This window comes from Modestobacter muralis (assembly GCF_010682105.1).
Lineage (GTDB): Bacteria > Actinomycetota > Actinomycetes > Mycobacteriales > Geodermatophilaceae > Modestobacter > Modestobacter muralis.
In genome coordinates this window covers 64138-77379 of sequence record NZ_JAAGWH010000040.1, presented here as the reverse complement: position 1 = coordinate 77379, position 13242 = coordinate 64138, and the positions used below count along the sequence as shown (strand labels likewise).

Below are 13242 nucleotides of genomic sequence, written 5' to 3'. Positions count from 1 at the left end.
GGACCTGGTGGGCGTCGACGAGCAGACCCGGGCAGCACTGCCTCGCGGGTCAGGTGGAGGGCTCAGCCCGCGGCGCCGGCGACGGTGGTCGTCGAGCCGTCGGTCCACACCACGAGCCCGGACTGGCCGGGGCGGGTGTCCAGCCAGCGCGCCGCCTCGGGCCCGTGTGCGTAGGCCGCGGTTGCGTCGATGTCCGCCCACGTGAGCGAGCCGGCCACCACGGTGACCGACGCAACGCCGGCCGGTGGCAGGCCGGTGCGCGCGTCGAGGAGGTGCGCACCCCGGTGAGCCGTACCGGAGGTGGCGACCGCGCCGGTGTGCACCGGCACGACCGCGAGGACCCTGCTCGGGTCGGCCGGGTCCTCGATGCCGATGCGCCACGGGCGGGCACCGGGGTCGGTCGTGGCGCAGGTGACGTCGCCACCGGCCGACAGGCAGAAGTCGGTACCGGTCAGGTCCCGCAGCGGCTGGGCGGCCCGCTCGGCCGCCCAGCCCTTCACGACACCGCTGGGGTCCAGGCGCACCTGGCCGTCCGGACCTGGCAGCCACACGCTGAACGCCCCGTGCGACTGCTGCTCGGCGGCCGCAGCGAGCCCGAGCACCTCGGCCACCTCCGGCGGGCAGTCCTCCAGGCCGACCTCCCCGCGCCGCAGCCGGGAGACCACGGAGTCGGCCCGGTAGGTGCTGAACACCCGGTCGGCCTGCCGCAGCGAGTCCATGACCTGGGCCCAGGCCGCCTGCCCGATGTCGTCGCCGGCGTGCCGGCCGCGCAGCGCGAGGCTGATCGGCATGCCCATCACGTGCTCCACGTACCGTGCCGCCGGCGCTGCGGCGGTCACAGCCCCGCCTGGTCCAGGGCGCTCTGCAGCGACTCGACGTAGCCGTCGCTGGTGACGGTCGCGCCGCTGACCATGTCGATGTCGGCGCTCTGCGCGTCCAGGGTCTCCTGCACCAGCACCGGCAGCGCCCGGGCGTTGATCTGCCGGTCCTTGCCGTTGCCGTCGGGGTAGTCGACCACCGAGACGTCGGTGACCGTGCCGCCGGCGACGGTGATCTCCACCTGCACCGGCCCCCACCGGGTCGAGGCGGAGTCGCCGGTGAACGTGGTGGACGTCGACGTCCCCGACGTCGACGAGCCCGACGACGACCCGGACGACGTCCCGGCACCGCTGGTCACCGGGGCGACGGCGGAGGACTGCGCGCTCGCCACCGCGGTGGAGGAGGTGGACGTGTGGTACCCGAACAGCAGCACGACCACGGTCACGGTGCTCATGAACCACAGCACGATCTTCTTCACTCGGATCACCAACCAAAGCTCTCGACGTGGAACCGGTCAGTGGGCAGACCGGCGGCGGTGGTGGTGCGGGCGACGTCGTCGGCCCAGGGCGCGGGGCCGCAGACGTAGACGTCGCGGTCGGCGATGTCGGGCACCCACCAGGTGAGTGCGGCCAGGTCGTCAGCGGCGCCGACGCCGTCCCCGAGCCAGGAGTCCGGGGCCCGCCGGTGGCCGGGCAGCCACAGCACCTGCAGCCCGCGGGCAGCGGCCAGCGCCTCCAGCTCGCGCTGGAACAGCGGCCGGCCGGTGTAGCGGTGCAGCAGGACGGCCTCGCCCGGCGCGTAGTCCAGCGCCTCGGCCAGTGCCCGCAGCGGGGTGATGCCGACGCCTGCGCCGATCAGGGCGACCTTCGGCCGGGTGCGCGCCCGGGCGGAGAGCCGGCCGTAGGGGCCCTCGGCCAGCACCCGGGTGCCCGGTCGCAGCTGCCGCAGGGCCGCGCCGCCGTCGCCGACCACCTGCACGGTGATCCGCAGGTACCGCCCATCAGGTGCTGCGGACAGCGAGTAGGGATGGGCCCGGCTCCAGCCCCGGCCGTTCAGGAACCGGAGGGTGAGGAACTGCCCGGCCTCGACCGGCACGGAGCGGCGGGTGGTCATGAGCACCGACAGCACGTCGTCGTCCTCGGCGACCACCGAGGCGACCCGGATGCCGCAGCGAGCGGTGCGCGCGAGCGGGAGGGCCACCCGCCAGAGCAGGACCGCACCCGCGGCGGCGGCCCACAGCGACCACCAGAACACGGTGCGGGCGGTCGAGGCGGTGAAGTCCTGGCCGGTCCAGAGCTGGTGCGGCAGGGCGAGCCCGACGCCGAGGTAGGCGTAGAGGTGCATCAGGTGCCAGGACTCGTACCGAAGCCTCCGCCGGGCCGCCTTGACGCTGGTGACGACCACCATGACCAGGCACACCGTGCCGGCGACGGCCAGCAGCATGCCGGGGTAGTGGACGGTGAGGTCCCACAGCGTCGCCGGGGTGCGGGTGAGCTCGCCAGCCGCATAGCCCCAGGTGATCAGCACGACGTGGCCGACCATGGCGTTGAACGAGGTGAAGCCGACCAGGCGGTGCACGTGGGCCAGCCGGTCCTGCCCGAGGGCGCGCTCGAGCACCGGGACCCGGGCCATCAGCAGCACCTGGACGAGCAACAGCACCGAGGCCAGCAGTCCGGTGAGGCGGCCGGTGGAGTCCAGTCCGGTCTCCCAGCCGCCGAGGTCCTGGATGCCGCCGCCGGTGGCCCACCAGTACATGACCAGCAGCAGTCCGGCCCAGAGCGCGACGACGGCGCCCAGCCGGACGCCGGCGTCGAGCCGGGCCCGGCGGGTGTCGGGACTCGTGCGGGCGGACCCGGTGCGTGACGTCAGCACGGCGGTCATGCGGCCCCGCAGTGCGGGCAGTGGACGTTCATGTCACTCCTCGATCGGGCGGGGGTCCTCACCCTCGGTGGTCCGGCTGAGCCGCCCCGTCGGACAGCCTGGGCGTCTGCTGTGGCTGCCTGACCAGCCCGACCGCGTGGTGCTGCCGGACTCGACCCTCGACGTCCTCACCGACCGGGAACGCGGTGACGCTGCGTCAGCCCCCCGGACGGGACCCGCCCCCGTCTGTCCTGCTGCCACCCGGGCCGCCACCGCCAGGTCCGCCGCCCATGCCCGTGCTGGCGCCCGCCCCGGCGACGGCGGTGGTCAGGTCGCTGCCGCCTGACGTGACGGTGTACGTCTCGCCGGTGGTGATGTCCGCTGTGGAGACGATGAACGAGGTCAGGGCCTTGGCTGCGGTGTAGGTGGCGACGACCGTGCCGTCGCCGTCCACGACCTGCAGCTCGGTGCCGGCAGGCACGGTCGAGCCCAGGGTCGCGGAGATCCAGCCCTGCGCCGACTCGGTGGTGGGGGTCTGGGCCATCCCCGAGGTGCCCACGGCGACCAGCGTGCCGCCGGTGACGGTCACCCCGCCGTCGGCGTCCAGCGCGCCGTTGCCCTGCTCGGTCGGGCCGTTGACCGTGACGTCACCCCCGGTGATCGTCACCGTGCCCGAGGAGTCCAGGCCGTCCCCGCCGGCGTCCACGAGGACGGTGCCGCCGCTGATGGTCAGGGCGTAGGCCCCGGTGGTGGCCGTGCTGTCCGCCGCCGCGCCCGGGCCTCCGGCCGAGGAACCGTCGCCCCCGGCGATGTTGATCCCGTCGTCGGAGGCGGTCACGTCGACGTCGCCGCCGGAGATGGTGACGACTGCGCTCTCGAGCGCCTCGTAGGACCCGCTGACCGTCACGGTGCCGCCGGCGATCGAGAGGTCGGCTTCGGCGTGCACGCCGTCGTCGGCCGCGGCCAGGGTGAGGTCGCCGCCGGTGACGCTGACGACGCCGTCGGCGTGGACCGCGTCCTCTGCTGAGTCCACGGTGACGTCCCCGCCGCCGATGACGACGCTGACGTCGCCCTTGAGGCCCTTGGCCGAGGCGTCGTCGGCGACGGTCTGGCCCGCTCCCCCGCCGGTGGTGACCTCCAGCGTCCCGCCGCCGACGAGCACGTCGGTCGAGGCCTGGATGCCGTCTCCGCTGGCGGTCACGGTGACCGTGCCGCCGGCGAGGTACACGAAGCCGCGGCTGACGTCCTCGGTGTCGTCGGACTTCAGCCCGTCACCTCCGGCGGTGACCGTGACGTCGCCGTCCAGGACGACGACGGAGTCCTGGCCCCGGATGCCGTCGTCGACGGCGTCGATGGTCACCGTGCCCGACTCGACGGTCACGCCGTCGGAGCTGTTGATGCCGTCGTTGAGGGCTCCGGTGACCTGCAGGGAGCCGGTGCCGGTGACGACCAGGTCCGCAGCGGAGTCGACCGCGGCGCTGGTCCCGTCGTCGGCATGGTCGGCGGTGTCGGCGATGCTGTTGGTGGACCCGTCGGCCAGTGACAACACGACGGTCTCGGCGTTGGTGACGGCTATGCCCGCGCTCGTGGGCGAGGTGATCTGCGCGCCGTCGAGCACCAGGACGACGTCCTCGCTGTCCGCGGTGTCCACGACGACCTGACCGGCGAGGTCGCCGGAGAGCACGTAGGTGCCGGCGGCGGTGATCGTGACCGTGTTCCCGTCGACGGCGACCGACGAGGAGTCCGAGGACGCGGTGTCTCCGGTCAGCGTGACCGTCGAGGAACCGGCCGGCACCGCCGAGGCGGTCACCCAGCCGTCGTTGGCGGCGAGCGCCGCCTCGACCGTCGTGCCGGTGGCGTCGGTGATCGCGCCGGCCACCTCGGTCGAGACGGTGGGGTCCGAGGCCGCGGTGGTGTCGGTCGAGCCGCAGGCGGCGATCAGGACGGCGGCCGCGCCGGCCACGAGGCCGGCGCGCAGTCGACGGAGCTTCATGAGAGTTCCCGAGGGGTGAGGTGGCGGGTGAGGACGGGGTGCCAGCGATTGGCCGGCAGGGTGGGGTGCAGCGCGGCGAGACCGGTGCCGAACTTGCTGATCCGCGCGGGACGGCAGCCGGCACGCCAGAGCAGTCGATCGGCGGCTGAGGACTGCGCGCCGGACTTGGTCTCGACCACGACGCGGTCGGGCAGCTCGAGCTGACGGCCGTCCGGGGTCGACCAGCGCAGACCGGCGTCCATGGTCAGCCGGCTGTCGGTGTCGGTGCCGTGACCGGGGAGCAGCAGCGACGTCCGTCGGTAGGAGGTCATGAGCACCGGCACGAGCGGGACGCCGCGCAGGTCGGGCAGGCCCGCAGCGGCCAGCGCGTCGTCCAGGAAGGCCCGCGAGCCCTCGAGGGAGCGTTGCTTGACCGTGGCACCGCGGGGGCCGCGGGTCTTCAGCTCCAGCCAGGTCTCGCCGGTCTCCAGGTAGGTGCGCCGACGGACCTTGAACCGGCGCCGACGGCCCCGAGCCGCCAGGTGGTAGCCGGCCAGGTCGGGGGTGTCCAGGTACAGCGAGTCGTAGCCGGAGTCCCGTCGTCTGTCGATGCACAGCACGCGGGGCGCCGCCGTCTCGGCCAGCCTGTCCAGGAACTGCCCGGCCTGCCCGGGCGTGAGCAGGTACTTGCGGTCCACCCGGGTCTGCAGCGAGGCGCGTTCGACCAGCTCGGCGAGCTCGACGGTGGGCAGCAGGTCGACGACGGTGGCGACCGTCATCGCCGCACCCCAGCGTCAGCGGAGAGCCGTTCGTGCAGATCGGCGGTGCCCGGGCGGGTCGGCGGGTCGGCGAGCTCGTAGCGGACGTCGACCAGCGTGGTGTCGTCGACGAGGTCGACCCGCTGCACGGTCACCTGGTGGACCCGGGCGCCGAGCAGGCCCTCCAGGTGCGCGGTGAGCGCGGCCTCATCGGTGAACGCGCGGTCCACCACCAGCACGGTGTGCCGGTGCCGCCGGAACAGCCGCGGGTGCCCGGAGGCCCACATGACGGTGACGATCAGGGCCATCAGCACCGGGATCAGCCACTCGGACTGCGCGGTCCCGGAGCCCAGACCGCCCAGGAGTCCCAGCGCCAGCGCCGCGAAGTAGAACGCGACCTCGTGCTGGGCGAGCTCGGTGGATCGCAGGCGGATGATCGAGAGCACGCCGAACAGCCCCAGTCCCAGGCCGGCACCGACGCTGCTCGTGGACAGCGCGGCGGCGACCGCGAGCACCCCCACGTTGACGCCCAGGAAGGCCGCGAGCAGGTCGCGACGGCGGTGGCGGGGGAAGTAGACGCCGAAGGTCAGGACGCCGACGGCGACGAGGTCGGCGGCGTAGAGCAGGAGCTGGGTCATCGGGTTCCGTTCACTCGGCGGTCGGTCAGGAGACACGTTCCCGTCGCCGGATGGGTGGCGGCCCGCTACCTGCTGAGTGGCGCCTGTGAGCGGTGGAGGCCACACCCAGAGCCCACGGGACACCCAGCCGGCGCACGGGGAGGGCCCCGACCGTCGACGCCATGACCGAGACGCAGACCCCTCCGGCCGCGCCCCGCCGGCACAGCCGGCGCGCCTTCCTGGGCGGCGCCGCTGGTGTCCTGCTCGCCGCCGGCGGCGGCACGGCCGCCTGGGCGCTGGACCGCTTCGTCGTCGACGACGTGCAGATCGCCGACGTCACCTCCTACGCCGCGGCGCAGGACGTGGACGCCGGTGTGGCGACCACGACCGGCGGCACGATGGACGGCGACACCTACACCTCCGACCAGGCGGCCGTCACCATCTCCACGGTCGTCACCGGCAGCGGCGACAGCACGGTGACCTACTTCGTCGCCGACGTCGTCCTCACCGACGCCACGGTGCTGCGCTCGGCGTTCGCGAACGACGAGTTCGGCACCGACATCATCGACGAGCCCACCGACATCGCCGCCGCGCACGACGCGGTGTTCGCCGTCAACGGCGACTACTACGGCTTCCGCGACACCGGGATGGTCATCCGCAACGGGGTGGTCTACCGCGACGCCGGCGCCCGCGAGGGCATGGCGTTCTACCGGGACGGCACGGTGCGGGTCTACGACGAGACCACGACGACGGCCGCCCAGCTGGTCGCCGCAGGGGTGTGGAACACCCTCTCCTTCGGCCCGACCATCGTCGAAGCCGGGGCCGTCGTCGCCGGGATCGATCAGGTCGAGATCGACACCAACGTCGGCAACCACTCGATCCAGGGCGACCAGCCGCGCACCGCCGTCGGCGTCATCGACACCAACCACCTGGTGTTCGTGGTGGTCGACGGGCGCAGCGCGGGGTACAGCGAGGGCGTCACGCTGCCCGAGCTCGCCCAGATCTTCGTCGACCTCGGCGTGGTCACCGCCTACAACATCGACGGCGGCGGCTCCTCGACGATGGTGTTCGGCGGATCACTGGTCAACGACCCCCTCGGCAAGGGCACCGAGCGCGGCACCTCCGACGTCCTCTACATCGCCTGATGCAGGTGGTCGTGCTGGTCCCGGCCTACCAACCCGACGGCCAGTTGCTCTCGCTCCTGGCCGCCGTCCATCAGCTGGACCCCACCCTCGAGTTGTTGGTCGTCGACGACGGCAGCGCGGAGGCGACGGCACCCGCGCTCGCCGGCGCCCGAGAGCTCGGCGCCACCGTGCTCCGTCACGAGGTCAACCGCGGCAAGGGGGCGGCGCTGCGCACCGGCCTGGCGCACGTGGCCCGGGTCTGGCCGCACGCCGGGGTGGTCACCGCGGACGCCGACGGCCAGCACCTGCCCGAGGACGTCGTCGCAGCGGCGGCGCGAGTGCGGGCCGGCTCCTGCTTGCTGCTCGGCGTCCGGCGCTTCACGGGTGAAGGCGTGCCGCTGCGCAGCCGGGTGGGCAACCTCGTCTCGATGGTGCTGGTCCGGGCAGCGACCGGACGGGCGCTCACCGACACCCAGACCGGGCTGCGTGGCTTCTCCCCCGGGCTGTGGCCGTGGCTGCTCACCGTGCGCGGTGACCGCTTCGAGTACGAGCTGCGGGTGTTGCTGGAGGCGGCCCGCCTGGGCCTCCCGATCGACCAGATGCCGATCACGACGGTGTACGCCCAGGGCAACACGTCCTCCCACTTCCGCGCTGTCCGTGACTCCGTGCGGGTGTACCGGCCCCTGGCGTTGTTCCTGCTCTCCTCCCTGACCGCCTTCGCTGTCGACTCGGTGGCGTTGGTGCTGCTCGACGCCCTGACCGGCAGCCTGTGGCTCTCCGTCGTGGGTGCCAGGCTGGTCAGCGGGACGGTCAACTACTCGGTCAACCGGCGAGTCGTGTTCACCGCCGGACGCAGCCGGGGTTCGGCGCTGGGCTACATCGCGCTCGCCGGGTCGCTGCTGCTCGCCAACCTGGTGCTGCTGTCCGGCCTCACCGCAGCCGGTGTCGGGCTGCTGCCGGCGAAGCTGGGCACCGAGCCGCTGCTGGTGACGCTGAGCTTCGCCGTCCAGCGGGTCGCGGTCTTCGGTCGCTCCCGCGCCCACCGCCCGTCGTCATCCCCGGACACGGACCTGGTGACCGACGTCCCTGCACCGGTGGCCGCGCTCGCCGGTGGCCACAGAGCGATGACGCCGGACCGTCGTTGACCTGGTTGCACGCCTGACCGTTCGAGACGTCGCTCGCGCAGTGACTCTGTGGCGGGCGGTCGTCGCGCACGTCCAGGTCACCGCGTCTCACAGCCGAGGGGAAGCCATCACACAGGGAGAGGCGAGGTGGCCGCGTGATCGTGGAGGCATGATCCCCGCAACGACCCTCGACCGCCCGGCCGCCGCGGAGGCCACCTCCGGCACGGCGCCGGCCGGACACTCGAACCGCCTACGACCAGTCCAGTGGGCCGCGTTCTGGGCGTCTCTGTGCGCCGCGGCGGTCGCAACGCTGACGCCGGAGGGCACCGGATGGGCATGGGGCTCACCGCTGACCGAACTGCGCTGGTACGCGACCGGCCTGGGTTCGAGTGCCACGGTGACGCAGCTGGTGGGCAACCTCGCCCTCCTGGCCGTCCCCGCGGTGCTCCTGGTCGCCCTCCGGCCTGCTGTCGGGCTCCCCCGCCGGCTCTTCGCCGCGATGCTGGGCGTGGGCGTCGGGATCGAGTTCCTCCAGTGGGCGCTGCCCCTGGGACGAGTCGTCTCGCCGATGGACGCGTTGCTCAACGCCGCCGGCGCCGTGGCGGCCGGCCTGTTGTCCGCGCATGTACAGGCTGTACGTCATCAGCCACCGAGCCCCCGATGAACCAGCGTGAGCGCTCCGTCCTCCAGCGGCCGCCCCGCCCGCTACCGGTCTCCCTTCCGAGAGCGGCCAGCGGGATCCGCCGTCCTCCTCTGCGTGACCGCGAGGGGTTCCGCAACGGCGGGCAACAAGCGCCCGCTGACGGACAGTCCGACAGCCGACCGTTCTCGGGTCGATGAGCACCGGTATCGCGGCCTGCGCGCCGAGCGCGATCACCTCGACGAGCAACCGGACCGGCAGGGCCCACTCGAGGCGCGATCGCGTCTGGCCCGGAAAGGCAGACCTCGTCGAGGGTGATGTCACCGCGCTCGGCGGCGGAGAGGTCCGTCAGCCCGCCGAGCAGGCGGCCCATCGGCGAGCGGGCACCCCGACGATCACGGACCGGACGTGGGGGTGGCCGCTCTCCCGCCGGCGGAGTCCGTGGAGCCGGTCACCGAGTGAGGTCGAAGGTCATGGTCGGGACGTCGTCGGGCACGTGCAGCGGGGCGCCGGTGGCGGCCACGACGTCTGCGGCGGTGACACCGGGGGCGACCTCGCGCAGCACCAGCCCGTCGGGGGTCACGTCGACGACGGCCAGGTCGGTGACGATGCGGTCGACGCAGGCCCGGCCGGTGAGCGGCAGCGAGCACTCCTCGACGATCTTCGGCGACCCGTCGCGGGCGGTGTGCTCCATCATCACGACGACCTCGCGGGCACCGTGGACGAGGTCCATCGCCCCGCCCATGCCGTTGACCATCTTGCCGGGGATGAGCCAGTTGGCCAGGTCGCCGCGGACGCTGACCTGCATCGCACCCAGCACGGCGACGTCGACGACGTGGCCGCGGATCATCCCGAACGAGGCCGCGGAGTCGAAGTAGCTGGCCCCGGGCAGGACGGTGATCGTCTCCTTGCCGGCGTTGATCAGGTCGGCGTCCTCCTCGCCCTCGAACGGGTAGGGGCCGACGCCGAGCACGCCGTTCTCGCTGTGCAGCACCACGTGCACGCCGTCGGGCACGTGACCGGGCACCAGCGTGGGCATGCCGATGCCGAGGTTGACGTACTGGCCGTCGCGCAGGTCGGCGGCGACCCGGGCGGCGAGCTGGTCGCGGGACAGTGCCATCTCAGGCCTCCGTGGTCTCGTCGCCGGCGGCCGCCGGGGTGCCCGGTGACCGGCGGGGCCGGGTGGTGCGCTTCTCGATCGGCCGCTCGGGGTCGGTGACGGCCACGACCCGCTGCACGTACACGCCGGGCAGGTGCACCTGCTCCGGCGGGATCTCGCCGGGCTCCACCAGCCGCTCGACCTCCGCGATCGTCACCCGGCCGGCCATCGCGGCCAGCGGGTTGAAGTTGCGGGCGGAGGCGGCGAAGACCAGGTTGCCGTGCCGGTCGCCGACCGCGGCGCGGACCAGCCCGAAGTCGGCGGTCAGGGCGGTCTCCAGCACGTAGTCGGTGTCGCCGAAGCGGCGCACCTCCTTCGGAGGGCTGGTGGCCACCACGTTGCCGTCGGCGTCGTAGCGCACCGGGATGCCGCCCTCGGCCACCAGCGTGCCGACCCCGGTCGGGGTGTAGAAGGCCGGGATGCCGGTGCCGCCGGCGCGCAGCCGCTCGGCCAGCGAGCCCTGCGGGGTCAGCTCCACCTCCAGCTGCCCGGACAGGTAGAGGCGGGCCAGCTCCTTGTTGCCCCCGACGAAGGAGCTGATCGTCTTGGTGATCCGGCCCGCGTAGAGCAGCACGCCCAGCGCCTGGTCGTCGACCCCGCAGTTGTTGGAGATCGTGGTCAGCCCCGACGCCCCCTGGGCCAGCAGGGCCTCGATCAGGCCGAACGGCACGCCGCACAACCCGAAGCCACCCACGGCCAGGGTGGCCCCGTCGGCGATGTCGGCCACCGCCTCGGCGGCGCTGGGGACGACCTTGTCCATTCCATCTCCCGATCGACTGCTGTCCCCTCCCACCGGCCGGCGGGAGGTGCGTGCTGCGGTGCGGTCAGGCCACCCGCTCGAAGACGGCGGCCAGGCCCTGCCCGCCGCCGATGCACATGGTCTCCAGGGCGTACCGGCCCTCGCGGCGGCGGAGCTCGTGGGCGAGGGTGGCCAGGATGCGGGCGCCGGTGGCCCCCACCGGGTGGCCCAGCGAGATGCCCGAGCCGTTGACGTTGACCCGCTCCCGGTCCTCGGTGCCCAGGCCCCAGAGGTCCAGGCAGGCCAGCACCTGGCTGGCGAAGGCCTCGTTGAGCTCGATCAGGTCCAGGTCGGCGAAGGAGAGCCCGGTGCGGGCCAGCACCGCGGCCGTGGCCGGCACCGGCCCGATGCCCATCGTCTCCGGCGGCACGCCGGCCACCGCCCAGCCGGTGACCCGCAAGAACGGGTCCCAGCCGCGGCGGTCGGCCTCGGCGCGGGTGGTGACCAGGCAGACCGCGGCCCCGTCGTTCTGCCCGGAGGCGTTGCCGGCGGTGACCGTGGCCGCCGGGTCGACCGCGCCCATGACCGGCCGCAGGCGGGCGAGGTCGGCCATCGTGGTGTCCGGGCGGGGGTGCTCGTCGGTGGTGACCACGTGCGCAGGGGTCTTCCGGGTGCCGGGCACCTCGACGCCGATGATCTCGTCGGCGAACCGGCCCGCGGCGATCGCCGCACCGGCGGCCTGCTGCGAGCGCAACGCCCACGCGTCCTGCGCCAGCCGGTCGATGTCGTGCTCGCGGCGCACGTTCTCCGCGGTCTCCAACATCCCGCCGGGCACCGGGTGGTCCACGCCGCCGGCGGTCTCCCGGGCCCGGGCCAGGCGATCGTGCAGCATGACGCCGTCCCCGCGCACGCCGGTGCGCAGGCCCAGGGCGTAGTGCTCCACCGAGCTCATCGACTCCACGCCACCCGCCACGACGGTGGTCGCCGCGCCCGAGGCGACGGTCATCGCCGCGTAGAGCACCGCCTGCAGCCCTGAGCCGCACCGCCGGTCCAGCTGGAGACCGGGCACCTGCACCCCGAGGCCGGCGTCCAGGGCGGCGATCCGGCCGATCGCCGGGTTCTCCCCGCTGGGGTTGCAGTGCCCGAGCACGACGTCGTCGACCTCGCCCTCGCCCAGCCCGGTGCGCTCGGCCAGCGCCCGGATCGCGGTGGCGGCGAGCTGGTTGGCCGACAGGCCCGCGAAGACCCCGCCCATCCGGCCGACCGGGGTGCGCAGCGGTGCGCAGATGACGACGTCGTCCATCGGGTCACCGTGTCAGCCGCCGGACCACCGCGCCAAGCGGGCCGTTCCGTCCAGCGGAAGGCCGGGTGGCCGCTTCGGGCGGTCGGCCGCTGCGGGCAGGCCGGTGTGGTCCTCGGCCAGCTCGTGGGCAGCAACCCGAGGAGCCGTGCGCCTCAGTCCGCCAGACGCAGGCCTCGCTCGGCGAGCGCCTCCTCGAGGAGCCCGAGCGCCTTGGGGCCGATCCCGTGTGTCGCCTCGAGCTGGGCCCGGGAGTGACCGGCGAGCTGGTCCAGGGACGTGATCCCGAGGCCCGCCAGCGCGCGGGCGGCCGGCGCACCCACCCTCGGAAGCGCGTCGGGCGATGACATGCGCGGGAGGGTAACGACAGACGGCACGGAGCGGGCGTCACGTGCTCCCGGACCGACGGATTGCGTCGACGGACGGCGACGGGCGGACATCGCGGTACCCGCGACGCGCCGGGCCCGGGCGGAACTTGCAGATCCTGCAACTTCGGTGCGATGGTCGCCGCATGACGGCCGGGCTGCGGGAGCAGAAGAAGGACGCGACCCGGCGGGCACTGCACGCGGCGGCGCTCCAGCTGGTGGCCGACCGAGGGCTCGACGGCGTCACCGTCGACGACATCGCCGCGCAGGCCGACGTCTCCCCGCGCACGTTCTTCAACTACTTCCCCACCAAGGACGACGCGGTCGTGGGGCTGGACCCGCGGCACTCGGGCCGGCTGGCCGAGGCCGTGCGCGCCCGCCCGGGTGCGGAGACGCCGGTCCAGGCGGTCCGTGCCGTGCTCCTCGACCAGGCACGGGAGATGGCCCGGGACCCGCAGCTGTGGCCGTTGCGGCTGCAGGTCGTGGACGCCCACCCGGTGCTGGCGGCCCGGCTGTCCGCCGTCTTCGGCGACGCCGAGCGGGCCCTGACGGCCGTGCTCGCCGAGCGCACCGGCACCCGCGCCGACGCCGACGCCCTGCCCGGCCTGCTGGCCGCGGTGCAGGGCGCGGTCATGCGCACCGCACTGCACCGGTGGCTGGCCAGTGGGTTCACCGCCGACCTGCCCGCGCTGGTCGACGAGGGCTTCGACCTCGTCACGGCCGGCTTCCCCGCGACGCCCGCCTGAGCCGTCGCACCCCTGAGAC

Annotated in this window: 14 protein-coding genes; 4 read left to right on the top strand and 10 right to left on the bottom strand. The window is 73.8% G+C overall.

Annotated features, from left to right (window positions below):
- Window positions 1-62: 62 nt before the first annotated feature.
- The 6 genes from GCU67_RS14440 to GCU67_RS14415 all read right to left on the bottom strand — a co-directional run bounded on the left by GCU67_RS14440 (window position 63) and on the right by GCU67_RS14415 (window position 6047).
- Complete coding sequence (locus tag GCU67_RS14440; protein ID WP_211661404.1) at window positions 63-839, bottom strand: FAD:protein FMN transferase; 777 nt, start codon at window positions 837-839, stop codon at window positions 63-65.
- Complete coding sequence (locus GCU67_RS14435; protein WP_211661403.1) at window positions 836-1306, bottom strand: FMN-binding protein; 471 nt, start codon at window positions 1304-1306, stop codon at window positions 836-838. Before GCU67_RS14435 ends, GCU67_RS14440 begins: the two co-directional genes overlap by 4 nt.
- Window positions 1303-2700 (bottom strand): ferredoxin reductase family protein, encoded by a 1398-nt coding sequence (locus GCU67_RS14430; RefSeq protein WP_163611914.1) that lies wholly within the window; start codon window positions 2698-2700, stop codon window positions 1303-1305. The genes GCU67_RS14435 and GCU67_RS14430 overlap by 4 nt, the downstream gene beginning before the upstream one ends.
- 196 nt (window positions 2701-2896) lie before the next feature.
- Window positions 2897-4672: a carbohydrate-binding domain-containing protein gene (locus GCU67_RS14425; protein ID WP_163611913.1), complete on the bottom strand. Its 1776-nt coding sequence runs from the start codon at window positions 4670-4672 to the stop codon at window positions 2897-2899.
- Window positions 4669-5430, bottom strand: coding sequence for a VTC domain-containing protein (locus tag GCU67_RS14420; protein WP_163611912.1), 762 nt, complete (start codon window positions 5428-5430; stop codon window positions 4669-4671). Before GCU67_RS14420 ends, GCU67_RS14425 begins: the two co-directional genes overlap by 4 nt.
- Entirely contained in the window at window positions 5427-6047 is a 621-nt protein-coding gene (locus GCU67_RS14415) for a DUF4956 domain-containing protein (protein ID WP_163611911.1), read from the bottom strand. The genes GCU67_RS14420 and GCU67_RS14415 overlap by 4 nt, the downstream gene beginning before the upstream one ends.
- Before the next feature lie 161 nt (window positions 6048-6208).
- Between GCU67_RS14415 and GCU67_RS14410 the strand changes: the two genes are divergently transcribed.
- The 3 genes from GCU67_RS14410 (at window position 6209) to GCU67_RS14400 (ending at window position 8938) form a co-directional block, all read left to right on the top strand.
- Entirely contained in the window at window positions 6209-7171 is a 963-nt protein-coding gene (locus tag GCU67_RS14410) for a phosphodiester glycosidase family protein (RefSeq protein WP_163611910.1), read from the top strand.
- Entirely contained in the window at window positions 7171-8295 is a 1125-nt protein-coding gene (locus GCU67_RS14405; RefSeq protein ID WP_211661402.1) for a glycosyltransferase, read from the top strand. The genes GCU67_RS14410 and GCU67_RS14405 overlap by 1 nt, the downstream gene beginning before the upstream one ends.
- Before the next feature lie 148 nt (window positions 8296-8443).
- On the top strand, window positions 8444-8938 hold the full coding sequence (locus GCU67_RS14400) for a VanZ family protein (RefSeq protein ID WP_163611909.1): 495 nt from the start codon (window positions 8444-8446) through the stop codon (window positions 8936-8938).
- A gap of 427 nt (window positions 8939-9365) precedes the next feature.
- Here GCU67_RS14400 and GCU67_RS14395 read toward each other — a convergent pair whose 3' ends face one another.
- The 4 genes from GCU67_RS14395 to GCU67_RS14380 all read right to left on the bottom strand — a co-directional run bounded on the left by GCU67_RS14395 (window position 9366) and on the right by GCU67_RS14380 (window position 12462).
- Window positions 9366-10034 (bottom strand): CoA transferase subunit B, encoded by a 669-nt coding sequence (locus GCU67_RS14395; protein ID WP_163611908.1) that lies wholly within the window; start codon window positions 10032-10034, stop codon window positions 9366-9368.
- Window position 10035: 1 nt separating this feature from the next.
- Entirely contained in the window at window positions 10036-10833 is a 798-nt protein-coding gene (locus tag GCU67_RS14390; protein ID WP_163611907.1) for a CoA transferase subunit A, read from the bottom strand.
- Between the two features lie 64 nt (window positions 10834-10897).
- Complete coding sequence (locus tag GCU67_RS14385) at window positions 10898-12115, bottom strand: acetyl-CoA C-acetyltransferase (RefSeq protein ID WP_163611906.1); 1218 nt, start codon at window positions 12113-12115, stop codon at window positions 10898-10900.
- 152 nt (window positions 12116-12267) lie between these two features.
- Window positions 12268-12462, bottom strand: coding sequence for a helix-hairpin-helix domain-containing protein (locus tag GCU67_RS14380; RefSeq protein ID WP_163611905.1), 195 nt, complete (start codon window positions 12460-12462; stop codon window positions 12268-12270).
- 161 nt (window positions 12463-12623) lie between these two features.
- On the opposite strand from GCU67_RS14380, the gene GCU67_RS14375 reads away from it, so the two are divergent.
- Entirely contained in the window at window positions 12624-13223 is a 600-nt protein-coding gene (locus GCU67_RS14375) for an acyl-CoA-like ligand-binding transcription factor (protein ID WP_163611904.1), read from the top strand.
- Window positions 13224-13242 lie beyond the last annotated feature (19 nt).

What these genes read in the sequence shown, in the direction of transcription:
- GCU67_RS14420 (WP_163611912.1), bottom strand. Translation starts at nt 5,430, where the DNA reads ATGACGGTCGCCACCGTCGTCGACCTGCTGCCCACCGTCGAGCTCGCC.
- GCU67_RS14410 (WP_163611910.1), top strand. Translation starts at nt 6,209, where the DNA reads ATGACCGAGACGCAGACCCCTCCGGCCGCGCCCCGCCGGCACAGCCGG.
- GCU67_RS14385 (WP_163611906.1), bottom strand. Translation starts at nt 12,115, where the DNA reads ATGGACGACGTCGTCATCTGCGCACCGCTGCGCACCCCGGTCGGCCGG.
- GCU67_RS14425 (WP_163611913.1), bottom strand. Translation starts at nt 4,672, where the DNA reads ATGAAGCTCCGTCGACTGCGCGCCGGCCTCGTGGCCGGCGCGGCCGCC.
- GCU67_RS14405 (WP_211661402.1), top strand. Translation starts at nt 7,171, where the DNA reads ATGCAGGTGGTCGTGCTGGTCCCGGCCTACCAACCCGACGGCCAGTTG.
- GCU67_RS14375 (WP_163611904.1), top strand. Translation starts at nt 12,624, where the DNA reads ATGACGGCCGGGCTGCGGGAGCAGAAGAAGGACGCGACCCGGCGGGCA.
- GCU67_RS14430 (WP_163611914.1), bottom strand. Translation starts at nt 2,700, where the DNA reads ATGACCGCCGTGCTGACGTCACGCACCGGGTCCGCCCGCACGAGTCCC.
- GCU67_RS14415 (WP_163611911.1), bottom strand. Translation starts at nt 6,047, where the DNA reads ATGACCCAGCTCCTGCTCTACGCCGCCGACCTCGTCGCCGTCGGCGTC.
- GCU67_RS14380 (WP_163611905.1), bottom strand. Translation starts at nt 12,462, where the DNA reads ATGTCATCGCCCGACGCGCTTCCGAGGGTGGGTGCGCCGGCCGCCCGC.
- GCU67_RS14400 (WP_163611909.1), top strand. Translation starts at nt 8,444, where the DNA reads ATGATCCCCGCAACGACCCTCGACCGCCCGGCCGCCGCGGAGGCCACC.
- GCU67_RS14395 (WP_163611908.1), bottom strand. Translation starts at nt 10,034, where the DNA reads ATGGCACTGTCCCGCGACCAGCTCGCCGCCCGGGTCGCCGCCGACCTG.
- GCU67_RS14390 (WP_163611907.1), bottom strand. Translation starts at nt 10,833, where the DNA reads ATGGACAAGGTCGTCCCCAGCGCCGCCGAGGCGGTGGCCGACATCGCC.